Consider the following 22,849-nt stretch of genomic DNA (forward strand, 5'->3'; position numbering starts at 1 on the left):
ACGGCGCCGGATCCCTGGCGCGTCCCGTACGCGCCGCGACCACCCCGATCGGAAGGCACCACCGTGCGCGCAACCGTCATCCACGCCCCCCGCGACATCCGCGTCGAGGAGCGTGACGCCCCCGTCCTCATCGATCCCACCGACGCCGTCGTCAAGGTCACCGCGGCCTGTGTCTGCGGCTCGGACCTCTGGCCCTACCGCGGCGTCCGCGACACGAAGGAGCCGCGCGCCATCGGGCACGAGTTCGTCGGCGTCGTCGAGTCCGTCGGCGCGGACGTCACGGACCTGTCGGTGGGCGACTTCGTCATCGCGCCGTTCACGACGAACGACGGCACCTGCCAGGCCTGCGCGCACGGCATGACGAGCGGCTGCGACCACGGCTCCACGTTCGGCGTCACGCCGGACGCGTACGGCCACCCGCTCGGCGGCGCCCAGGCCGAGTACGTCCGCGTCCCGGACGCCGCGGCGACGCTCGTGCGCGTGCCGGGTCCGGTGGACGACGACCTGGTGCCGTCCCTCCTCACCCTGTCCGACGTGTTCTCCACCGGACACCACGCCGCCGTCTCGGCCGGTGTCGGCCCGGGCAAGACCGTCGTGGTCGTCGGCGACGGCGCGGTGGGCCTGTCCGCCGTGCTCGCGGCCTCGCGGCTCGGCGCCGAGCGCATCATCGCGATGAGCCGGCACGCCGACCGCCAGGCCCTCGCCCGCGACTTCGGTGCGACCGACGTCGTCGAGACCCGCGGCGACGAGGGCGTGGCCGCGGTGCGCGAGCTGCTCGGCGGCGACCTCGCCGACTGCGCACTCGAGGCCGTCGGCACCGCCGAGAGCATGGACCAGGCGCTGCGGGTCGTGCGGCCCGGTGGCGCGGTCGGCTACGTCGGTGTGCCCGCGGGCGACCCCGAGCTGCCGATGCCGTTCCTGTTCGCGAAGAACATCACGGTCGGCGGGGGCATGGCTCCTGCTCGCGCCTACATCGAGGAGCTGCTGCCCGACGTGCTCTCGCGAGCGATCGACCCGGGCCGGGTGTTCGACCTCGAGCTGCCCCTCGAGCAGGCGGCGGAGGCCTACGCGGCGATGGACGAGCGTCGCGCGATCAAGGTGCTGCTGCGCCCGTAGCGGGATCGGGGCCTGCGCGACGACGGCCCTCGGCGGGCGATCCGCCGAGGGCCGTCGTCCGTCCGTTGCGCTCTGCGGAACGCGTGTTTCGGAACTGTGAACAAACCTTTCAGTAAAGAAGGTTGTCCGTTACAGTCCTCGACATGACGACGAACGGACGCACCCCGGGCCAGCCGGCGCTGCTGCGCGTCCTGAACGATCGCGCGGCCCTGACGCTGCTGCTCGACTCGGGCGCGATGACGCGGAACGACCTCGCACAGCGCACCGGGCTGTCCAAGCCGACCGCCGCGGAGATCATCCGCCGGCTCGAGGCCGCCGCGCTCATCCGCGGTGCGGGCACGGACAGCACCGCCGGTCGCCGCGGACCGAGCGCCGTCGTGTACGAGGCGATCACCGACCGGGACCTCGCCGTCGCGGTCGACGTCCAGCTGGTCGACGTCCGGTCGACCGTCGTCGACGCAGCCGGACGGGCCTACCCCGTCGCCTCGCACCGGATGACGGACGCCGAGTACCGCTCCCCCGGCGCCGACATCGTCGCGGCCGCCGTGACGCGTGCCGCGACCGCCGCCGGTGTCGACGAGGACCTCGTCACCGCGGTCGCCGTCGGCGTCCAGGCCAGTGTCGACCACGCCACGGACACCCTGACGTTCACCGACGGCCTGCCGGGGTGGCCCCGCGAACAGGTCGCCGCCTCGCTCTCGCGGGACCTCGGCCTGCGCGTCGTCGTCGAGAACGACGCCAACCTCGCCGCCATCGCCGAGCGGAACATGGGCGCCGGCCGCGTGCATGGCTCCTTCGCACTGCTGTGGATGGCCGAGGGCCTCGGTATGGCGCTCGACGTCGACGGCCGCCTGCTCACCGGCGCGTCCGGTGCCGCCGGCGAGATCGGCTACCTGAGCGTGCCCGCCGACGCGCTCTCCATCGACCCGACGGCGACCCTGGTCGCAGACCTCGTCTCCGAGGCCGCGATCGAGGCCCTCGCCGCCGAGCACGGGATCACCGCGCGGGACGGCACCGCCGCCGACTGGCGCCAGGTGCTCCCGCAGCTGTCCGGCCTGTCCGCGCAGCACCCCTTCACCGCCGCCCTCGGCGAGCGCGTCGGGCACAACGTGCTCCCGGCCCTCGCCGTCGCCGATCCCGAGACGGTCGTGCTGCACGGCCCGACCGGCATCGCGGGCGGTCCCGGCCTGGCCGCCGCCGTCACCGCATGGCTCCGGACCCGCACCCGCTGGTCCACCGCCGTCGTGCCGCCCGGCGTCCCCGACACCCCCGTCCTGCACGGTGCGCGGCACGTCCTCATCGACGTCGTCCGCACCGCGCTCGCGGACCGGCTCGACCGCATCAGCGACGATGCGCCCGCGCCGGCCCCCGCCGAGCGCCCTTGAAGCGTCCCACCCGCACCACCGAACCCAGCACCGTTCGCCAGCCCTGTCCGAGGGCTCTTCGGCGCGCCCGGAAGCCCTCGCGGCACCGGTCGCGCCACGACCAGAGAGCGAGTACCGATGCACCTCCCCACCCGGTCCGTCACCCGGATCACCACCGTCGCGGCGATGGCCGCCGCGGGCGCCCTCGTCCTCGCCGGCTGCAGCTCCGGCAGCAGCGCCGACGCCATCGACGAGACCGCACCGAAGAAGCTCGAGGGCACCGTCTCCCTCTGGCACTTCTTCACCGGTCGCGAGGCCGGCGTGATCAAGAAGGCCGTCGACGGCTTCGAGCAGGCCAACCCCGGCGTCACCGTCGACATCCACGCCGGACAGGACGACGAGAAGCTGCAGAAGGCGATCTCGTCCGGCCAGAACATCGACGTCGGCCTGTCGTACTCGACCGCCATCGTCGGGAGCTTCTGCTCGTCGGGCGCCTTCCGCGACCTCGCGCCGTACATCGAGCGGGACAAGGTCGACCTGTCCGACATCCCCGACGCCGTGCGCGGGTACACCGAGTACAAGGGCCAGCGCTGCACGCTCCCGGCCCTCGCGGACGTCGACGCCCTGCTCTACAACAACGAGGCGTTCGAGGAGGCGGGCATCACGAGCCCGCCGAAGACCCTCGACGAGCTCAAGGCGGACGGGCTGAAGCTCACCACCTACAACGCCGACGGGTCGATCAAGCGTCTCGGGTTCAACCCGCTCATCGACTTCTACGAGAACTCGCCGCAGCACTGGGCCGCGATGATCGACGGGAAGTGGCTCGACGACGACGGCGGGAGCGTCATCGGGAAGTCGGCGGGCTGGAAGCAGCTCCTGCAGTGGCAGAAGGACTACGTCGACGAGATCGGCTACGACAAGCTCAAGGCGTTCACGTCCGGCCTCGGCCAGGAGTTCGCGGCGGACAACGCCTTCCACACCGGCCAGGTCGCCATGGAGATCGACGGTGAGTACCGCACGGCGTTCATCGCGGACCAGAAGCCGGACCTCGACTACGGCACCGCCCCGATCCCGGTGCTGCCGGGTGTCGGCAACCACGGCTCGACCTGGATCGCCGGGAACGTCGCCGGCATCGCGAAGGGCTCCGAGAACCCCGAGCTGTCCTGGGCACTGCTGCAGTACCTGTCGCTCGACACCGACGCACAGGTCACCATGGCGAACGGCCTGAAGAACATCCCGACGCTCAAGTCCGCGCTCGCGTCGAAGGACCTCGAGGTCGACGACCGCTACCAGACCTTCGTCGACATCGCCGGCAACCCGAAGACCTTCACGTCGCCGGCCACCCCGGACGGTGCGGCCTACCTCGCGACGCAGACGAAGTTCTGGGAGGCGTGGCAGGAGCAGGGCGGCGACCTCGACGCGAAGCTGCGGAAGCTCGACGAGGACATCGACGCCGCCGGCCAGCTGGCTGGTCCGTGATGACGGACGTCACCACCCCGGAGACCGGCAGCCGGGAGGCGCGGCCCACCCGCGCCTCCCGGCCGCCCGCCCCGACCGGGTCGCGTCCGACGACCCCCGGGACCCCGCCACGTCGGCGGCGGTCCGCCGAGTCGCAGCGGCGACTCGTCGCCCTGACGATGCTGGCACCGGCGCTGCTGGGCCTCGCGGTCTTCTTCGCCTACCCGCTCGTCGCCTCGATCTTCTACTCCTTCACCCGGTACAACCAGCTGCAGGAGCCCGAGTTCGTCGGGCTGCTCAACTACCGCTTCCTGTTCACCCAGGACCCGCAGGTCGTGCCGGCCGTCGTGAACACGCTCTGGTTCGTGGTCGTCCTGGTGCCCGTGCGGATCGTGTGCGGGCTGCTCGTCGCGGGGCTGCTCAGCCGCGCGAGGACGGCGACCGGGTTCTGGCGGACGCTGTTCTACCTGCCGGCGCTCGTCCCGCCGGTCGCGAGCGTCGTGGCGTTCGTGTTCCTGTTCAACCCCGGCACCGGGCCGGTCAACCAACTCCTCCGGGTGGTCGGCATCGAGGGCCCGCTCTGGTTCAACGACCCGGCGTGGTCGAAGCCGTCGCTCGTGATCCTCGGTGTGTGGGTGATGGGCGACATCATGATCATCTTCCTGGCGTCGCTCCTCGACGTGCCGCGCGACCTGTACGAGGCAGCGTCCCTCGACGGCGCGACCGGTGTGCAACAGGTCCGGCACATCACGTTGCCGACCATCGCGCCGGTGATCGGGTTCGCCGCGGTCACGGGTGTCATCGCGGCCCTGCAGTACTTCACCGAGGCGGCGGTCGCGTCGGGTGTCGCGTCCGGCAAGGCCACGATCGGCGGCGGGACGGCCGCCGGGCTCGGCTACCCGGGCACGTCGCTGCTGACCTACACCGAGCTGCTGTACCAGCACGGGTTCGCGAACTTCCAGTTCGGGTACGCGTCCGCGATGGCCGTCGTGCTGTTCGTGATCACCGCGATCGTGCTCGTGCTCACCATGCGCCGGATCAGCGTGTTCCGACCCGAGGAGTCCTGATGACCGCCGTCTCCCAGTCGCCCCTCGCCCGCGCGCCCCGCGGGGCCGCTTCCCGGGCCGGGAAGCCCCGCCGCGGCCTGCTGCTCTGGGTCGCCGAGCACGCCGCGCTCGTGGCGCTCGGGGTCCTGACCATCGCGCCGATCGTGTTCGTCGTGCTGACGTCGCTGATGTCGAGCAACCAGGCCCTGACGGCGTCGATCCTCCCCCGGCCGTTCGACTTCTCGAACTACGGCCGGGTGTTCACCGAGCTGCCGCTCGCGCAGTGGTTCGGCAACTCGTCCCTCTACGCCGTCCTCGCCACCGCGTTCATGCTCGTCAGCTCGGTCCCGGCGGCGTACGCGCTCGCCCAGATCAGGTTCCGCGGGGCGAACGCGATCTTCACGGTCATCATCGTCGCGATGCTCCTGCCCCCGCAGGTCACCGCGGTCCCGGTGTACGTGATGTGGTCGCACCTGCACCTGACCGGCACGCTGTGGCCGCTCATCCTGCCGAACCTGCTGGGCGACGCGTTCAGCATCTTCCTGCTCCGCCAGTTCTTCATGACGATCCCGAAGGAGTACGGCGACGCCGCCCGCATGGACGGCTGCAGCGAGTGGGGCGTGCTCCTGCGGGTGGTCGTCCCGATGGCCAGGCCCGGCATCGCGTCGGCGGCGATCTTCATGTTCTTCCACTCCTGGAACGACTACTACGGCCCGCTCCTCTACGCCTCCGAGAACCAGGCCGCCTGGCCGGTCGCGTACGGACTCGCAACGTTCCGGGGCCAGCACGGGACCGACTGGTCGATGACGATGGCGATGACCGTCGTCGTCATGGTGCCCGTGGTCGTCATCTTCTTCTTCGCACAGAAGGCATTCGTCGAGGGCATCGCGCTCACCGGCGTGAAGGGATAGCAGCACAGTGAAACTCACGGTCATCGGTGGCGGATCCACCTACACACCCGAACTCGTCGACGGCTTCGCCCGACTCCGCGACCAGCTCCCGATCGACGAGCTCTGGCTCGTCGACCCCGACCCCGAGCGTCGCGCGCTCGTCGGCGGGGTCGCGAAGCGGATGTTCGCGCACGCCGGACACCCGGGCTCCGTCCACGTCACCGACGACGTCGTCGCCGGGGTCGCGGACGCCGACGCGGTGATGCTCCAGCTCCGGATCGGCGGACAGGCCGCACGGCACCAGGACGAGACCTGGCCGCACGAGGTGGGGTGCATCGGCCAGGAGACGACCGGCCCCGGCGGGTTCGCGAAGGCCCTGCGCACCGTCCCCGTGGTGCTCGAGTACGCCGAGCTCGTCCGGGAGCACGCGAAGCCGGACGCCTGGATCGTGGACTTCACGAACCCCGTCGGGATCGTCACCCGGGCGCTCCTGCAGGCCGGGCACCGCGCGGTCGGTCTGTGCAACGTCGCGATCGGCTTCCAGCGCCGGTTCGCGAAGGAGTTCGGCGTCGCACCCGACCGTGTCCGGCTCGACCACGTCGGGCTGAACCACCTGACGTGGGAGCGCGGCATCCACGTCCGCGACGACGCCGGCGAGCGCGACGTGCTGCCCGGACTGCTGACCGAGGACGCCCTCGAGCGCACGGCGAGCAGCGTGAAGATGCACCCCGACCAGCTCCGGCTCCAGCACGCGATCCCGTCGTACTACCTGCGCTACTTCTACTCGCACGACATCGTGCTCGAGGAGCAGCTGCACGCGCCGAGTCGGGCCGAGGCCGTCATGGAGACCGAACGCGCCCTGCTGGCGAAGTACGCGGACGAGTCGGTCGTCACCAAGCCCGCCGAGCTCGAGCAGCGCGGTGGCGCGTACTACTCGGACGCCGCGATCAACGTCCTCTCCTCGATCCTCGGCGACGAGGGCGACGTGCAGGTGCTCGACGTGCGCAACGACGGCACGTTCCCGTTCCTCCCCGACGACCACGTCATCGAGGTGCCCGCGCGCGTGACCCGTACCGCGATCACCCCGCTGCCGGTCGCGCCGCTCGACGAGGACATGGCCGCGCTCGTCGCCGGTGTGGCCGGGTACGAGCGCCTCGCCCTCGAGGCCGCGGTGCACGGCGGACGCGACCGTGTGCTCCGTGCGATGTGGGCGCACCCGCTCGTGGGACAGGTCGACCGCGCCGAGCGGCTCACCGACCTGCTGCTCGCCGCCAACGCGCGACACCTGCCGTGGGCCGGCGGATCGCTCGCGGGCGTCCGGTGAGCGCCTCCTCGGCGGGCAGCACGACGGTCGACGCCACGACCGGCGCCGGGGCCGGCGACGTGGTGCTCGCGGTGGACGGTGGCGGGAGCAAGACCGACGTCGTCGCCGTCGCCCTCGACGGCACCCTGGTCGCGCACGCACGGGGCCCGGGCAGCAACCCGCAGACCCGCGGGTGGGCGGTCGCCGGGCCGATCCTCGACGACGTGCGGTCGCGCGTGGTCCGCGAGATCGGGACGCGCACGATCCGGACCACGCACGTCTACCTCGCCGGGCTCGACCTGCCCGAGGAGCTCGTGACGGCGACCGCTGCGCTGGCCCACTGGTCCGGTGACGGCGGGGCGCCCGACGTCCTCGACAACGACCTGTTCGCCCTGCTCCGGGCCGGCACGCTCTCGCCGGACGCCGCGGCCGTGGTCTGCGGCACCGGGATCAACGCGATCGCGGTCCGTCGTGACGGCGAGACCGCCCGCTTCCCCGCGATCGGCGACGTCTCGGGCGACTGGGGTGGCGGGGCCTGGCTCGGCAACCGTGCGCTGTGGCACGCCGCACGCGCGGCGGACGGCCGTGGTCCGGCGACGGCACTCGAGTCCGCGGTGCCCGCGGCACTCGGGCGGCGGACGGTCCGTGAGGTCACCGAGGACCTGCACTTCGGCCGACTCGACCCCGGCGCCGTCGGGCACCTCAGCCCGGTGCTGTTCGCGGTCGCGCGGGACGGCGACACGGTCGCGCGAGCGGTCGTCGAGCGGCAGGCGGAGGAGATCGTCCTCATGGCCGCGGTCGCGATGGAGCGGCTCGGCATCGGCGGAGCGGGGTCGACGGTGCCGGTGGTGCTCGGCGGCGGGGTCCTCGCCGCACGGCACCCGCTGCTCGTCGACGCCGTCGTGCGGGGGCTGCAGGACCGTGTGCCGGGCGCGGTGCCGACGTGGGTGACGGCGCCGCCCGTGCTCGGCGCCGGACTCGCCGCGCTCGAGTCCGTCGGCGCTCCGGCGGGTGCGCTCGACCGCTACCGGGCAGCGGTGGCGTCCCGCTCGTTCTCCTCGACCGCGGCGCCGATCCCCTGAGCCGCAGCGGCGCGACGGCCCCGCAGCTCAGGCGTCCCGCACCGCGAGCACCCGGTGCGGGGCGGCCCGCTCGGCGCGCCACCCCGCGGGCAGCACCCCCTGCAGCTCCGGCACCGTGAACGACCGGCGGATCGAGCGCAGTCCGTCGACGCGGACGAAGGTGCCGGCCGACACGAGCGGTGACGCCAGCGCGTAGGCCCGGTACGCCTGCCGCGACCGTCGGATGTCGGAGTGCAGGCTCCGTCCGGTCGCGAGCTGCTCGGAGTCGGCGAGGAACGCGACCCGGGCCGCGTCGTCGAGGTGGTGCAGCACGTGGTTCGACACGACCACGTCGAAGCGCTCCCCCGCAGCGACGAGGTCGGTGCTCGACGCCTGCCGGAAGGTGACGCCCCGCGTCGCCGACCGACGAGCGGCCGCGATCGCCCGCTCGTCCGGGTCGACGCCCACGACCTCCACCGAGAAGCCGTCGCTGCCGGCCCACCGGACGAGCGAGCGGGCGAGGTCGCCGCCGCCGCATCCGAGGTCGAGCACGCGCGCACGCCCGCTCGGGGGCAGTGCCGGCACGACGTGGGTCCGCCAGACCGCGCGCCAGCCGCTCACCAGAGCGTTCACCACGGCGAAGCGCCGGAACGTCCGGTCGAGGGCACGCGGGTCGCACGCGGGGTCGTCCATGAGCTCCTGCAGCTCGGTGTCCCGGACGCTCAGGTCGACGTCGCGCAGGTCGGGGTCCCGGTCGCCGCCGGTCACGCGCCGACCGCCGTGAGCCTCGCGCTCTCCACCGTCAGGCCGGGCCCGAACGCGACCGCCGCCAGCGGGGTGCCGCTCGGCAGCCCGCGCTCGACCGCGTCACGCAGCACGAAGAGCACCGTCGCGCTCGACATGTTCCCGTGGTCGCGCAGGACGGCACGGCTCGAGGAGACCGCCGTGTCCGGCAGCGCCAGGGCGTCCTGCGCCCGGTCGAGGATGGCACGGCCGCCGGGGTGCACGGCCCACACGGGGACGTCGGCGAAGGTCTCGCCCTCGCCGAGCAGCGATGTGACGGCGGCGGGGACGTGCACGCCCACGAGCTTCGGGACCGCCGTCGAGAGGACCATCTCGAACCCCTCGTCACCGATGTTCCAGGCCATCTCGGACGCACCCTCCGGCACCGTCGCCGTGGCGAAGCGCTCGATCCGGAGTCCGGGACCGCCCTGCGCGACGACCACCGCCGCGGCACCGTCGCCGAAGACGCTGTTCGCGACGATCTGGTCCGGGTCGTCCGAGGCACGGACGTGCAGGGTGCACAGCTCGGCACAGACGACGAGCACGACGGCGTCCGGGTCGGCCTCGGTGAACGCGGCGGCGATCCGGAGCGCCGGGAACGCCGCGCAGCACCCCATGAAGCCGATGTGGTGCCGGAACACCCCCGCCGGCAGACCGAGCTGCTCGACGACGTCGATGTCGGGTCCCGGTTGCGTGAACCCGGTGCAGGACACGGTCACGAGGTGGGTGACCCGGTCGGGCTCGATGCCGGCCCGCTCGACCGCGTCGCGTGCGGCGGCCACGAAGAGCGCCGGCGCGAGGTCCCGGTAGCGGTCGTTCCGGGTGCCGGTGGACGGCGAGACGAGCGCACCGGAGTCCTCACGGAACAGACCGCCCGGACGCGTCGCGTCGAGCTCGTCGACCACCGTGTGCCGGTGCTCGACCGCCGACACGTCGAAGGCTGCCGGCACGATGCGCCTGCCGAGGCGGCCGAGGTCGGGCTGCCCGACGAAGAGGTCCCGCACCGCCGCCTGGTCGAGGGTGGTGGAGGGGACGGCGGTCCCGATGGCGCGGATCGTTGCGGTCACGACCCATCCTGTCACCCGGTCGCTGTCACGTCCCCAGGTACGAGGGACGGGAGGCTCCCCACCGGGCACGGCCCGGCAGCCGCTGGCGCGTCTGCCGGGAACCGGCCGGCGTGGGCCCAGGTACCGTTCGGCACCGCGCCTCCCGTCCGCTGCTGGTCGCGCTCCGTCTGCTGGTCGCGCTACGCCTGCTGGGCGCGCTCCAGCACCAGCTCGCGGACGCGCGCGGCGTCCGCCTGGCCCTGCATGGCCTTCATGACCGCGCCGATGATCGCGCCGGCGGCCTGCACCTTGCCGTCCTGGATCTTCGCGAGCACGTCCGGCTGGGCGGCGAGCGCCTGGTCGACGGCGGCCGTGAGGGCCGAGTCGTCCGAGACGACCTTGAGCCCGCGGGCCTCGACGACCTGCGCCGGGGAGCCCTCGCCGGCGATGACGCCCTCGAGCACCTGGCGCGCGAGCCGGTCGGTCAGGTCGCCGGACTCGACGAGCGCGATGGTCTCGGCGACGTGCTGCGGCGACACGAGGTCACCCGCGGCGGCGTCCTGCGCGTTCGCCACGCGGCTGATCTCACCCGTCCACCACTTGCGCGCGGCCTGCGGGGACGCACCGGCGGCGACCGTGGCCTCGACCTCGTCGAGCAGCCCACCGTTGACGACGTCCTGGAACTCGAGGTCGCTGAAGCCCCAGTCCCCCTTGAGGCGACGGCGACGGGCGACCGGGGCCTCGGGCAGGGAGGCGCGGAGCTCCTCCACGACGGCCGGGTCCGGCACCACCGGGAGCAGGTCGGGCTCCGGGAAGTAGCGGTAGTCGTCGGCGTCGGACTTCGGGCGCCCGGCCGAGGTGCGGCCGGTGTCCTCGTGCCAGTGGCGGGTCTCCTGCGTGATCGTCCCGCCCGCGGCGAGGATCGCCGCCTGGCGCTGGATCTCGTAGCGGATCGCGCGCTCGACGGCGCGGAACGAGTTGACGTTCTTCGTCTCGGTCCGGGTGCCGAGCTTCTCCTGACCCCAGGGGCGCAGGGAGATGTTCGCGTCGCAGCGCAGGTTGCCGCGCTCCATGCGCGCCTCGGACACCCCGAGGGCGCGCACGAGGTCGCGGATGACCTGCACGTAGGCGGCCCCGAGCTCGGGCGCGCGGTCCTTCGCGCCGAAGATCGGCTTCGTGACGATCTCGACGAGCGGGACACCGGCGCGGTTGTAGTCGACGAGCGAGTACTCCGCGCCCTGGATGCGGCCGGTGGCACCGCCGACGTGCGTCAGCTTGCCGGCGTCCTCCTCCATGTGGGCGCGCTCGATCGGCACCTGGAAGATCGTGCCGTCGGCGAGCTCGACCTCGACCTCGCCCTCGAACGCGATCGGCTCGTCGAACTGCGAGATCTGGTAGTTCTTCGGGTTGTCCGGGTAGTAGTAGTTCTTCCGGGCGAACCGCGAGGACTCGGCGATCGAGCAGCCGAGGGCGAGCCCGAGCTGGATCGAGTACCGCACGGCCTGCTCGTTGACCACCGGCAGTGATCCGGGCAGACCGAGGTCGACCGGCGTCACGTTCGTGTTGGGCTCGCCGCCGAAGAAGTTCGGGGCGTCCGAGAACATCTTCGTCTTCGTCGCGAGTTCGACGTGGACCTCGAAGCCGAGCACCGGCTCGAAGCGCTCGAGCGCCTCGTCGAAGTCCATCAGCGCGTCCTTCTGCGCCATCAGATCACACCTTCCTGCGCAGCGGACTGCTGAGACTGGTCGAGGTCCGGGATGCTGTCGATGAGGGGACGACCCCACTGCTGCTCGAGCAGGCGCTCGAGGGCGGCACCCGCACGGTACAGCCGGGCGTCCTCGCGCTGCGGCGCCATAAGCTGCACGCCGGTCGGCAGCGAGTCCTCGGGCGCGAGGCCGTTCGGGATGCTCATGCCGGGCACGCCAGCGAGGTTCGCCGGGATCGTCGTGAGGTCGTTGAGGTACATCGACAGCGGGTCGTCGAGGCGCTCCCCCAGCGGGAAGGCAGTCGTCGGCGCCGACGGGCTGATCAGCAGGTCCACCTGCTCGAACGCGGCCGCGAAGTCGCGCTGCACCAGCGTGCGGACCTTCTGCGCGGAGCCGTAGTAGGCGTCGTAGTAGCCGGCGCTCAGCGCGTAGGTGCCGAGGATGATGCGGCGCTTGACCTCGGGTCCGAAGCCGGCCTCCCGCGTGGCGGCCATGACGTCCTCGACGGTCGCGCCGTTCTCGGGCGTGACGCGGAGCCCGAAGCGCACCGAGTCGAACTTCGCCAGGTTCGACGAGGCCTCGGCCGGCAGGATCAGGTAGTACGCGCTGATGGCGTACGCGAACGACGGGGCGTCGATCTCGACGACCTCGGCCCCCGCCTGCTCGAGCAGCGCCACCGTCTCCTGGAAGCGCTGCGTCACGCCGGCCTGGAAGCCCTCGCCCCCGGCGAGCTCCTTGACCACGCCGACCTTGAGCCCACGGAGCGTGTCGGCCTGCAGCCCTTCACGCGCGGCTGCCGCCATCGACGGCCAGGCGTCGGGGATGGACGTGGAGTCCCGCGGGTCGTGCCCGCCGATGACGTCGTGCAGGAGCGCGGCGTCGAGGACGGTGCGCGAGACCGGACCGACCTGGTCGAGCGACGAGGCCAGGGCGATCGCGCCGTACCGGCTCACGCCGCCGTAGGTCGGCTTGACCCCGACCGTGCCGGTGACGGCGCCGGGCTGACGGATCGAGCCACCGGTGTCGGAGCCGAGGGCGAACGGTGCCTCGTGCGCGGCGACCGCGGCGGCCGAGCCACCGCCGGACCCGCCGGGGATCCGGTCGAGGTCCCAGGGGTTGCGCGTCGGGCCGTAGGCCGAGAACTCGGTGGTCGAGCCCATCGCGAACTCGTCCATGTTGGTCTTGCCGAGCGGCACGAGGCCGGCGGCGCGGAGCTTCGCCACGGGGGTGGCGTCGTACGGCGGACGCCAGCCCTCGAGGATCTTCGACCCCGAGGTCGTGGGCATGTCCTGCGTGCACAGGACGTCCTTGATCGCGATCGGGACGCCCGCGAGCGCCCCGAGGTCGTCGCCCGCGGCGCGGCGCGAGTCGATCGACTTCGCGACCGCGAGGGCGTGCTCGTTGACGTGCAGGAACGCGTGCACGTCGCCGTCGACGGCAGCGATGCGGTCGAGGTGGGCCTGGGTGGCCTCGACGCTCGAGACGTCGCGGGCCACGAGGGCGTCGGCGAGCGCAGCGGCGCTCAGCCGGGTGATGTCGTCGGTCACTGTCTTCCGCCCTACTGTTCTTCGCCGAGGATGGCCGTCACGCGGAACCGCTCGCCGTCGGAGTCCGGGGCGCCGGACAGCGCCTGCTCCTGGGTCAGCGTCTGCCCCACCACGTCGGGTCGGGTGACGTTGCCGAGCGGCACGGGGTGGCTCGTCGCCGGTACGTCGTCGGTCGCGACCTCGGCGACCTTCGCGACGCTCTCGACGATGTGCGCCAGCTCCCCGGTCAGCTTCTCGATCTCGTCTGGCGTGAGTGCGATGCGCGCGAGGTCCGCCAGGTGGGCGACCTGCTCGCTCGTGATGTCAGGCATGGTGCTCCGTCGATCGGTTCGTGGAATGCGCACCAGTCTATTGGCCGTGTCCGGCGGCCGTGCCACGGCGAGGGTGCCCGTGGACGGCGACCACGGCTGTGGAGAGCGGCAGCCTGGAGGCCCGGTGCCGGTCCGGCGGACCGGCACCGGGCCTCCAGGCCGACGGCTGCTACCCGCGTGCCGTCCCCTGCTGCGTGGTCGCGCCCGCAGACGGTGCCGCCGCCGGTGCCGTCGGCGCTGTCGGCGCTGTCGGCGCTGTCGGCCCCGGTGCCGGTCCCGGCGTGGTCGACGTCGTCCCCTGGTCGGCCGCGCCGGTCCCGGCACCGTCTTGCGACGACGCCTGCGGGGTCGACGACTGCGGGGTCGACCGCGTGCCGATCATCGCCGGGTCGGGCTGGGGCAGGGCGTCGCCGCCGGAGCGCTGGTCGAGCCACGACATCATCGTGCGCCCGACGCCGAACTTGGCGCTGTAGCCGGTCGTGCCCTGCAGGAACGGCCACTCGGCCAGCCGGACGTGCCCCTGCACGTTGCCCACCCAGGTGGCGTTCGTGTACTTCGTCGTCGACGCGACCAGCCAGTTCTGCTCGTCGCCGTCGGTCGTGCCGGTCTTGGCGAACTTCGGGACGCTGTCACCCGGGTTCGCGCTCGCGGCCGTGCCGGATCCGGTCAGGACGCCCTGCAGCGCGTAGTCGACCGTCCCGGCGACCTCCGCGGAGACCCCCCGCGTGCACGTGGACGGCGTCGGGGTGATCTTCCTGCCGGTCGAGGTGGTCACCGAGTCGATCGCGGTCGGGGTGCAGACGACGCCGCCGTTCGCGAAGCCCGCGTACGCCTCGGCGAGGTCGATCGGTGACAGCGGGTTCGTGCCGAGCACCGAGGCGGGGTTCGAGTCCGGCGCGGCGCCGTTCGCCTGGTGGATCCCCATCGCCTGCGCCACTTCCTTGATCTTGCACAGGTCCAGCTGCTTCGCCATCGCGCCGAAGGCGGTGTTGATCGACTCCGAGGTGGCGTCCTGCACGGTCATGGACGGACTGACGGTCTCCGCGTTCGCGACCTGCCAGGGTTCGCCGCCGAGCGCGGTGCACGAGTTGGTGAACTCGTCCTGCGGGAACGTGTGCTGCGTGGTCGGGACGGACTCGCTCAGGGTGTGTCCGCTCGCGAGCCACTCGGCCAGCGTGAAGACCTTGTACGTCGAGCCGGTCGGGAAGCCGCCGGAGCCGCCTGAGGCCGTGTCGGTGTTGTAGTTCACCGAGGTGGCGCCCGCCGCCGCCGCGTCCGACTGCGTGTACGCGGTGTTCTGCACCATCGAGAGGATGCGCCCGGTGCCGGGTTCGACCGTCACGTTCGTGCCACCGACGTCGACGCCCGCCATGGTCGCGGGGACGTACGAGGACAGCGCCTGCTGCGCGGTCGCCTGCAGGTCGAGGTCGAGGGACGTGTGGATCTGCAGCCCCTGCGTGTCGAGCGTCTCGATGCGCTCGGCCTGCGTCTTCCCGAACGCCGGGTCCTGCAGCACCTGGTCGCGCACGGAGTCGCAGAAGTACCCGGCGTCGAAGCCCGAGGCCGCGGCCGAGCAGCCGTTCGCCGTGGCGGTGATCCGCGGCGTGACCGGGGTGGCCTCCGCCGCCTTCGCCTGCGCCGCGGTGATGTCGTGGTGCACGGCCATCCGCTGCAGCACGTAGTCGCGGCGCTCCTTGGTCAGGGCGTAGCCGTTCGCCGCTCCGTTGTCCTTGTCGGAGGGCTGGTCGATCCGCAGGTTCGCGGGGTTGTTGAGGATCGCCACGAGCGTGGCCGACTGCACGAGGGAGAGGTCCTTCGCGTGCGCGCCGAAGTAGTACTCGGCACCGGCCTCCGCGCCGTAGACCCGCCCGCCGAGGCCGACGAGGTTGAGGTACCCGGTGAGGATCTCCTCCTTCGTGTACTTCTTGTCGAGCGCGACCGCGTACCGGATCTCCTGGAGCTTCCGCGCCTTGGAGTCGCCGGCGACCTTCTGGTAGCAGGAGTCGATCGCGGCCGTCGTCGCGGCGGCGTCCTTCCCGGTCAGTTGCTCGCACTGCTGCACGAGGACGTTCTTGACGTACTGCTGCGTGATGCTCGAGCCGCCCTGCACGCTGGCACCGTGGTGGAGCGCATCCGCGATGGTCGCTCGGAGCGTCCCGATCACGTCGATGCCGCCCTCGTCCCGGAACCGGGGGTCCTCGGTGTCGATCGCGGCCTGCTCGAGCGTCGGAGCGATCTGGTCCGACGCGACGGTCGTCCGGTTCTCCGCGTAGAAGGAGGCGATCTTGACCTGCTGCCCGCCCTTCGTCGCCCAGACCGACGACACCTGCTGCGGGGTCTGGATGTCGAGGTAGCTCGGCAGGTCCTCGAACAGCGACACGGCGCCGGACGTCCCCTCGCCCGCGACCGCGACCGCGGGGGTGACCGCGACCGCCACGAGCAGGCCCGCCAGGCCCGACATGGCGACGAAGGTCGAGAGGGCCACCGGCCACCGCATTCCACGCATGGCCGCACGGTACGGCGGCGGTCTGGGGTCGTTCTGCTGCGGAGCGGTCGCCGCCTGCAGCCGCCTTCAGGAAGCCCCTCAGGGAGCGACAGCGCGGCTCAGTCGCGGGGCTGGAGGTCCTGCGGACGCACCAGGTACATGTCCGGTGCCGTCCCCGGCGCGTGTCCACCGCCCCGGCCGTGCTGCGCCTGGTCGCGCACGAGGTCCCCCCGGCCGACGGCGATGAGCGCGACGTCGTGGAGGGAGGCCGTGCCCGGCTTCAGGTAGTCGTTGTGCCCGACGGGCCGCCGGAACACCCCGTCCGCCGAGGGCGCGGGGGCGGCGGACAGGTCGAGGACGACCGACCCGAACCCGGGCGACCCCGGGTCGGTGCCGAAGTACCCCGAGCCCGCGATCGGGTCGCTGTGCGCGTCGCCGACGTAGACCTGCCCCCGGTGGACGGCGAGCTGGGACGCCGTCCGCACGTCGCTGCCCGGCGACCCGAGGACCGTCAGCGTGTCCGCCTGCATCCGGCCCGACGACAGTGCCATGAGCGCCGTGGTCGACCCGTACGAGTGCGCGACGACGTTCAGCCGCGGTCGGTCGTCGCCGCGGACCGCCTCGAGCCCGTCGACCACGCGTTCGAGCCGCTCGGCCCCGGTCCGCGCCAGGTCGAGGGACAGGATGTTCGACATGTCCGGTGTGCGGTAGCCCATCCAGGCCAGGACGGCCTCGCCGCGTCCCGCTCCCGCTGCCGCCGCCTGCTCGTCGTGGAGTCCCGCGCTCGTGTCGGTGAGGTCGTGCATCTGGCCGGTGACCGTGTAGAACATGCCGGGCACCACGACCGTGACGTCGTCGGCGGTGTCGAGGTTGCCGACGGCGATCGCCGCCCGGCCCGCGCCCCGGGTGTCGAGCGCGACGAGCGAGCGGGGCGCACCGCCCTGCGCGTGCTGCAGGGACACGTCGACCTGGCCGAGCAGGGCGGCCCTCGCGGTGTCCGTCCCCGGGTCGGCGAGACCGGTCCGGAGCGTCAGGCGGTTCGCCCGGTCGCGGACGTCGAACGGGACGCCGTCGAGGTTCCCGACCACCGCCGGCACGGCCGCGACGAGCCGGGAGCGCGTGGCCGACGGGAGGCCCGCCCACCAGGTCGCGACGTCGAGTGCGGTCGGCGGGTGGTCCTGCGCCGTCGCGAGGACCCGGTCGTCGACGTCGGCGCGCTCGAGGTCCCGCGGGTCGACGGCGACGAGGTCGTCGAGGAACTCCCGGCCGCGGGCACGTGCGAGGGTCTCCAGGTCGACGGCGTCCGCGCCCCCAGGACCAGCGGAGACGGGCACCGGCACCGGCCCCTGCACCGGCTCGACCGGTGCGACCGCGGTGGTGGTCACGACGGCCGCCGTCTGCACCGTGGGCACGACGGGGGCCTCGACCACTCCCAGCGAGTGCATCGAGGCGGTAAGCAGGGCCGCAGCGATGAGCAGCAATCAGGTCTCCCCCGGGAAGGCCGTACCGTCGTCCCCCTCAGGCGACGGGTGATGCTTGCTCGATCCTACGGAAGATGCCCCCCGAACGGGATGCGTGCTGCAACATCCCCCCGGACTGGGGACAACCGGGGGTGCGTCGCGACCCCCGGTCGACGCCCCGGTGTGCTCATGCCTCGGCGTCGTCCGACGCGACGGGACCGAGCGCGTCCGGCCCCTCGGTCACGAGCACCCGGAACTGCTCGGCGTCGATGATGCGCAGGCCGAGTTGCTCGGCCTTCGTCAGCTTCGACCCGGCGCCCGGTCCGGCCGCCACGAAGTCCGTCTTCTTGCTCACGCTCGACGCCGCCTTGCCGCCGGCGGCGATGATCGCCTCCTGCGCGCCCTCGCGCGTGTAGCCCTCGAGGGACCCGGTCGCGACGACGGTCACGCCGCTGAGCACACCGCCCTCGACCGCAGCGCCGGGGCCCGGGTGGTCCGGCGTCGTGAACTGCACGCCCGCGGCGGTCCACCGGTCGATGACCTCGCGGTGCCAGTCGACCGCGAACCAGTCGAGCAGCGCGTCGGCGATGATCCCACCGACGCCGTCGACGGCCGCGAGCTCCTCGCGCGAGGCGTTCCGGATCCGGTCGAGCGAGCCGAAGTGGTTCGCCAGCGCGCGGGCGGCCACGGGCCCGACGTGCCGGATGCTCAGCCCGACCATGATCCGCCAGAGCGGCCTGGTCTTCGCGGCGTCGATGTTCGCGAGCATCTCGAACGCGTTCTTCGACGGGTACCGGCTCGGCTCGCCCGTGTAGTCCGCCCCGCGGGCGTCCGGGTCGAACGGCGGGTCGGTCTTCTTGCGGGCACGGCTGAACGGCGTGACGCGCTTCGGGGTGCCGTCGTCGTCGGACTTCTCCATGCCGGTCTCGGCGTCGCGGACGATCACCTCGATCGGCACGATGTCCTCCATCGTCAGGTCGAAGAGCCCGGCCTCCGTGACGAGCGGGGGCCGTTCCGGACGCAGCGGCTGCGTCAGGGCGGCCGCGGCGACCTCGCCGAGGCCCTCGATGTCGAGCGAGCCGCGCGACGCGATGTGCTCGACACGGCCGCGGACCTGCGCGGGGCAGCTCTCGGCGTTCGGGCAGCGCAGGTCCTTGTCGCCCTCCTTCGCCGGACGGAGCGGGGTCCCGCACTCCGGGCACGTCTCGGGCATCACGAACTCGCGCTCGGAGCCGTCGCGCAGCTCGACGACCGGGCCGAGGACCTCGGGGATGACGTCGCCGGCCTTGCGGAGCACCACGGTGTCCCCGATGAGCACGCCCTTCGCCTTCACCACGTCCTGGTTGTGCAGGGTGGCCTGGCGGACGACGGACCCGGCGACCTCGGCCGGCTGCATCACGGCGAACGGGGTCGCACGCCCGGTCCGGCCGACGCTGACGACGATGTCGAGGAGCTCCGTGTGGACCTCCTCCGGCGGGTACTTGTAGGCGATCGCCCACCGCGGCGCCCGCGACGTCGAGCCGAGTTCCTCGTGCAACGCCAGGTCGTCGACCTTGACGACGACGCCGTCGATCTGGTGCTCGACGGCGGACCGCCGGTCGCCGGTGGTCCGCACGAAGCCCAGGACCTCGTCGACGGTGTCGAAGACGCGGTAGTGCGAGCTCGTCGGCAGGCCCCAGGTCTGCAGGAGCTCGTAGACCTCGGACTGCGAGTGCACCTCGGTGTCGCGCTCGAGCTCGCGGACCGGCCACGCGCCGATGCCGTGCACGAGCATGCGGAGGCGACGGAGGCGGTCGACCATGAGGGCACGCTTCGCCTCAGACTTGCCCTCCTCCTTCTGCCGCAGCGAGCCGGCGGCGGCGTTGCGGGGGTTCGCGAACACGCGCTCCCCCGCCTCGCGCTGCCGGGCGTTCAGCTCGTCGAACTGCGCGACCGGGAAGAAGATCTCCCCGCGGACCTCGACGATCGCCGGGTGCCCCTCGCCGGACAGCCGGTCCGGGATCGTGCCCATCGTCCGGACGTTGCCGGTGACGTCCTCGCCGACGACGCCGTCGCCGCGCGTTGCCGCCGAGACGAGACGACCGTGCTCGTACCGCAGGTTGATCGCGAGCCCGTCGATCTTGAGCTCGGTCAGGAACCGGACGCGCTCGGAACCGGCGTCCCGCTGCACCTTGGCGGCCCACTCGGTCAGTTCCTCGGGGCTGAACACGTTGTCGAGGCTGAGCATGCGCTCGGCGTGCTCGACGGGCGCGAACTGCACCGTCTGCGCCTGACCACCGACGGTCTGGGTCGGGCTGTCCGGCGTGAGCAGGTCGGGGAAGCGCTGCTCGACGGCGTCGAGCCGCCGGACGAGCGCGTCGTAGTCGCCGTCGGAGACCGTCGAGCCGTTGCCCTCGTAGTACTGGTCACGCAGCTCGTTGATGCGCGTCCGCAGCCGCTCGACCTCCCGCTGGGCCTGCGCGGCGTCGAGGTCGGCCGGGGCCAGCGTCTCGAACGTCGAGTCGGCGGAGTCGGAGGTCGTGTCGCTCATGCCTCAGTTCTACCGTGCACCGCCGACCCCGGATGCAGCGGGGCCGGACGGACCCAGCGGCGTCAGACGGTCGCGGGGACCGCGCTGACGGCACGGTCGATGGTGCACTGCCCGAGCACCCGGGTGCCGACGTACACCACGGCGGTCTGCCCGGGCGCGACGCCCGACAGCGGCTCGTCGACGTCGATCACGAGCTCGCCGTCGGTCACCCGCGCGACCGCGGGCACCGGGTCGGCGTGCGCCCGGATCTGCACGTCGCACGCGAACGGCACCGACGGGTCGGCCGGGGCGGTGCCCGCCCACGTGAACCGGGAGCCGGCCATCGACCGCACGTCGAGGGCCTCCTTCGGGCCGACGACGACGGTGTTGTCCTTCGGACGGATCTCGAGGACGAACCGCGGCTTGCCGTCCGGTGCGGGGCGACCGAGGTGCAGGCCGCGGCGCTGCCCGACCGTGTAGCCCGTCGCCCCGTCGTGCGACCCGACCACCGTGCCGTCCCGCTCGACGACGTCACCCGCGGCGGTCCCGACGCGGTCGGCGAGCCACCCGCGGGTGTCACCGTCCGGGATGAAGCAGATGTCGTAGGAGTCCGGCTTCTGCGCGACGGTCAGCCCGCGCGCCGCGGCCTCGGCCCGGACCTCGTCCTTCGACGGGGTCGCTCCGAGCGGGAACATCGTGTGCTCGAGCTGCTCGGCCGTCAGCACGCCGAGCACGTACGACTGGTCCTTCGCCCAGGCGGCCGAGCGGTGCAGCTCGCGCGCACCGTCGGCCCCGGTGACGATCGAGGCGTAGTGCCCCGTGCAGACGGCGTCGAACCCGAGGGCGAGCGCCTTCTCGAGCAGGGCCGCGAACTTGATGCGCTCGTTGCAGCGCATGCACGGGTTCGGGGTCCGGCCGGCCTGGTACTCGGCGACGAAGTCGTCGACGACGTCCTCCTTGAAGCGCGCCGAGAAGTCCCAGACGTAGTACGGGATCCCGAGCGCCGACGCCGCGCGCTGCGCGTCCATCGAGTCCTCGATCGTGCAGCACCCGCGGCTGCCCGTGCGCAGGGTGCCGGGCATCCGGCTGAGGGCCAGGTGCACGCCGACGACGTCGTGTCCGGCGTCGACGGCACGGGCCGCGGCCACCGCCGAGTCGACCCCGCCGCTCATCGCTGCAAGTACGCGCATGCATCCAGGGTAAGCCGACGCCGACGACGGGCGTACCGTGGTGCTCGATGACGAGCACCGCGAACGCCCCCTTCGACCGCCGCGGTGTCCTGCTGTCCGGGTTCCTGCCCGCGGCGCTCTTCGCGATCGGCGAGGGCGCGATCATCCCGATCATCCCGATCGCGGCGGACTCGCTCGGCGCGAGCCTGGCGTTCGCGGGCTTCGTCGCCGCGCTCATCCTGGTCGGCGAGCTCATCGGGGACGTGCCGTCGGGGGTCGTCGTCGGACGGATCGGCGAGCGGAACGCGATGATGGGCGCTGCCGTGGTGTCCGTCGTCGGTCTGCTCGTCTGCGTGGTCGCGCCGAACGCGTGGGTGCTCGCGCTCGGGGTGTTCCTCGTCGGTGTTTCCACCGCGGTGTTCGCGCTCGCCCGGCACGCCTACATGACGACCGCCATCCCGCTGCGGATCCGCGCGCGCGCCCTCTCCAGCCTCGGCGGCGTCTTCCGCTTCGGCTACTTCGTCGGCCCGTTCGTCTCGGCCGGCGTCGTGCACCTCACCGGCACCACGCAGAGCGCGTTCTGGATCCACGTCGTCTGCTGCCTCGCGGCGGCGGTGGTGCTCCTCGTCCTGCGCGACCCCGCGACCGGCGTGCGCGGTCTGCGGTTGCCGAGCCGCGCCTCCCGTCCGGAGCACGCCCCCGACGGGACGGGCCGGACCGGCGCACCCGAGCCGCACCCCGACGAACCGCCCACCGACACCGGCGCGCAGTTCGTCGAACGCGAGGCCCACGGCCTCTTCCGCACCATCCGCGAGAACCGCGCCGTCCTCGCGCGGCTCGGCAGCGGCGCGGCGCTCATCGGCGCGCTCCGCGCCGGGCGGCAGGTCATCCTGCCCCTCTGGGCGGTGAGCGTCGGTCTCGACGACGCGTCGGCAGCGCTGGTCATCGGCATCGCCGGCGCGGTCGACTTCGCGCTCTTCTACACGAGCGGGCAGATCATGGACCGCTGGGGCCGTCTCGCGAGCGCGTTGCCGTGCATGCTCGGACTGGCGGTCAGCTACTTCCTGCTCGCGTGGAGCGGCCACCTGGACGCGAGGGTCGGGTGGTTCGTCGGCATCGCGATCGGCATGTCGCTGGCGAACGGCGTCGGCAGCGGGATCCTCATGACGCTCGGTGCCGACCTCGCGCCACGGGGCAACCCCGCTCCGTTCCTCGGGGCCTGGCGCTTCACCGGCGACTTCGGGTCGGCGGCGGCGCCGCTCGTCATCTCCGGCGTCACCGCCGTCGCGTCGCTGGCGCTCGCGAGCGGCGTGATGGGCGTGCTCGGCCTGGTCGGCGCGGGCGTGCTGCTCCGGTACGTGCCGCGGTACCTGCCGCGTCGGCTGCGTTGAGCGTGCGCGGTCCGGTCGGTCGGCCTGGAGGCGCGGCCCGACCCCGCCCCGTCCGTCGCGCTCGGTAGACTGCCGCTGCTCGCGGGAGTGGTGGAATCGGTAGACACGCAGGATTTAGGTTCCTGTGCCCCAGGCGTGAGGGTTCGAGTCCCTCCTTCCGCACCCTCGGCCGTTCCGCACCCTCGGCCTTCCGCATCATCGGTG

General features: G+C 72.7%; 17 protein-coding genes and 1 tRNA gene. 9 read left to right on the plus strand and 9 right to left on the minus strand.

Going from position 1 to position 22,849, the window contains the following annotated elements:
• The first annotated feature begins 63 nt into the window (after nt 1–63).
• The 7 genes from H7A69_RS07335 to H7A69_RS07365 all read left to right on the plus strand — a co-directional run bounded on the left by H7A69_RS07335 (nt 64) and on the right by H7A69_RS07365 (nt 8,259).
• Nucleotides 64–1,116: a zinc-dependent alcohol dehydrogenase family protein gene (locus tag H7A69_RS07335; RefSeq protein WP_182046464.1), complete on the plus strand. Its 1,053-nt coding sequence runs from the start codon at nt 64–66 to the stop codon at nt 1,114–1,116.
• Nucleotides 1,117–1,259: 143 nt separating this feature from the next.
• Nucleotides 1,260–2,501, plus strand: coding sequence for an ROK family transcriptional regulator (locus H7A69_RS07340; protein ID WP_182046465.1), 1,242 nt, complete (start codon nt 1,260–1,262; stop codon nt 2,499–2,501).
• A gap of 117 nt (nt 2,502–2,618) precedes the next feature.
• Nucleotides 2,619–3,959 carry an extracellular solute-binding protein gene (locus tag H7A69_RS07345; protein WP_182046466.1) on the plus strand — a complete coding sequence of 447 codons (1,341 nt, stop codon included), beginning with the start codon at nt 2,619–2,621 and terminating at the stop codon, nt 3,957–3,959.
• Nucleotides 3,959–5,005: a carbohydrate ABC transporter permease gene (locus H7A69_RS07350; protein ID WP_220456209.1), complete on the plus strand. Its 1,047-nt coding sequence runs from the start codon at nt 3,959–3,961 to the stop codon at nt 5,003–5,005. The genes H7A69_RS07345 and H7A69_RS07350 overlap by 1 nt, the downstream gene beginning before the upstream one ends.
• Nucleotides 5,005–5,895 carry a carbohydrate ABC transporter permease gene (locus H7A69_RS07355; protein WP_182046467.1) on the plus strand — a complete coding sequence of 297 codons (891 nt, stop codon included), beginning with the start codon at nt 5,005–5,007 and terminating at the stop codon, nt 5,893–5,895. Before H7A69_RS07350 ends, H7A69_RS07355 begins: the two co-directional genes overlap by 1 nt.
• Nucleotides 5,896–5,902: 7 nt before the next feature.
• A complete protein-coding gene (locus H7A69_RS07360) occupies nt 5,903–7,198 on the plus strand; it encodes a 6-phospho-beta-glucosidase (protein ID WP_182046468.1) in 1,296 nt (431 codons plus the stop codon).
• On the plus strand, nt 7,195–8,259 hold the full coding sequence (locus tag H7A69_RS07365) for an N-acetylglucosamine kinase (RefSeq protein WP_259346126.1): 1,065 nt from the start codon (nt 7,195–7,197) through the stop codon (nt 8,257–8,259). Before H7A69_RS07360 ends, H7A69_RS07365 begins: the two co-directional genes overlap by 4 nt.
• 27 nt (nt 8,260–8,286) lie before the next feature.
• Here the strand turns inward: H7A69_RS07365 and H7A69_RS07370 are convergent, their stop codons facing one another.
• The 9 genes from H7A69_RS07370 to mnmA form a co-directional block, all read right to left on the minus strand.
• Nucleotides 8,287–9,006, minus strand: coding sequence for a methyltransferase domain-containing protein (locus H7A69_RS07370; protein WP_259346127.1), 720 nt, complete (start codon nt 9,004–9,006; stop codon nt 8,287–8,289).
• Nucleotides 9,003–10,088: a type III polyketide synthase gene (locus H7A69_RS07375; protein ID WP_182046469.1), complete on the minus strand. Its 1,086-nt coding sequence runs from the start codon at nt 10,086–10,088 to the stop codon at nt 9,003–9,005. The genes H7A69_RS07370 and H7A69_RS07375 overlap by 4 nt, the downstream gene beginning before the upstream one ends.
• A 179-nt stretch (nt 10,089–10,267) precedes the next feature.
• Complete coding sequence (gene gatB / locus H7A69_RS07380) at nt 10,268–11,773, minus strand: Asp-tRNA(Asn)/Glu-tRNA(Gln) amidotransferase subunit GatB (protein WP_182046470.1); 1,506 nt, start codon at nt 11,771–11,773, stop codon at nt 10,268–10,270.
• On the minus strand, nt 11,773–13,320 hold the full coding sequence (gatA, locus tag H7A69_RS07385; protein ID WP_182046471.1) for an Asp-tRNA(Asn)/Glu-tRNA(Gln) amidotransferase subunit GatA: 1,548 nt from the start codon (nt 13,318–13,320) through the stop codon (nt 11,773–11,775). The genes gatB and gatA overlap by 1 nt, the downstream gene beginning before the upstream one ends.
• A gap of 11 nt (nt 13,321–13,331) precedes the next feature.
• Nucleotides 13,332–13,631 (minus strand): Asp-tRNA(Asn)/Glu-tRNA(Gln) amidotransferase subunit GatC, encoded by a 300-nt coding sequence (gatC, locus tag H7A69_RS07390; RefSeq protein WP_069711598.1) that lies wholly within the window; start codon nt 13,629–13,631, stop codon nt 13,332–13,334.
• Between the two features lie 169 nt (nt 13,632–13,800).
• Complete coding sequence (locus H7A69_RS07395) at nt 13,801–16,137, minus strand: transglycosylase domain-containing protein (protein WP_259346128.1); 2,337 nt, start codon at nt 16,135–16,137, stop codon at nt 13,801–13,803.
• Between the two features lie 98 nt (nt 16,138–16,235).
• The gene (locus tag H7A69_RS07400; protein WP_182046472.1) at nt 16,236–17,561 is read right to left on the minus strand and encodes an alpha/beta hydrolase; all 1,326 of its coding nucleotides are present in this window, start codon (nt 17,559–17,561) and stop codon (nt 16,236–16,238) included.
• Between the two features lie 202 nt (nt 17,562–17,763).
• Complete coding sequence (ligA, locus tag H7A69_RS07405) at nt 17,764–20,106, minus strand: NAD-dependent DNA ligase LigA (protein ID WP_182046473.1); 2,343 nt, start codon at nt 20,104–20,106, stop codon at nt 17,764–17,766.
• Nucleotides 20,107–20,168: 62 nt separating this feature from the next.
• The gene (gene mnmA / locus H7A69_RS07410; protein ID WP_182046474.1) at nt 20,169–21,275 is read right to left on the minus strand and encodes a tRNA 2-thiouridine(34) synthase MnmA; all 1,107 of its coding nucleotides are present in this window, start codon (nt 21,273–21,275) and stop codon (nt 20,169–20,171) included.
• Between the two features lie 47 nt (nt 21,276–21,322).
• Between mnmA and H7A69_RS07415 the strand changes: the two genes are divergently transcribed.
• Nucleotides 21,323–22,645, plus strand: a complete 1,323-nt coding sequence (locus H7A69_RS07415) for an MFS transporter (protein WP_182046475.1) — start codon at nt 21,323–21,325, stop codon at nt 22,643–22,645.
• Nucleotides 22,646–22,726: 81 nt separating this feature from the next.
• Nucleotides 22,727–22,807: transfer RNA gene (locus tag H7A69_RS07420), tRNA-Leu, on the plus strand.
• The last annotated feature ends 42 nt before the right edge of the window (nt 22,808–22,849 follow it).

It is taken from the genome of Curtobacterium sp. ME26, from assembly GCF_903970945.1.
Taxonomy (GTDB): domain Bacteria; phylum Actinomycetota; class Actinomycetes; order Actinomycetales; family Microbacteriaceae; genus Curtobacterium; species Curtobacterium citri.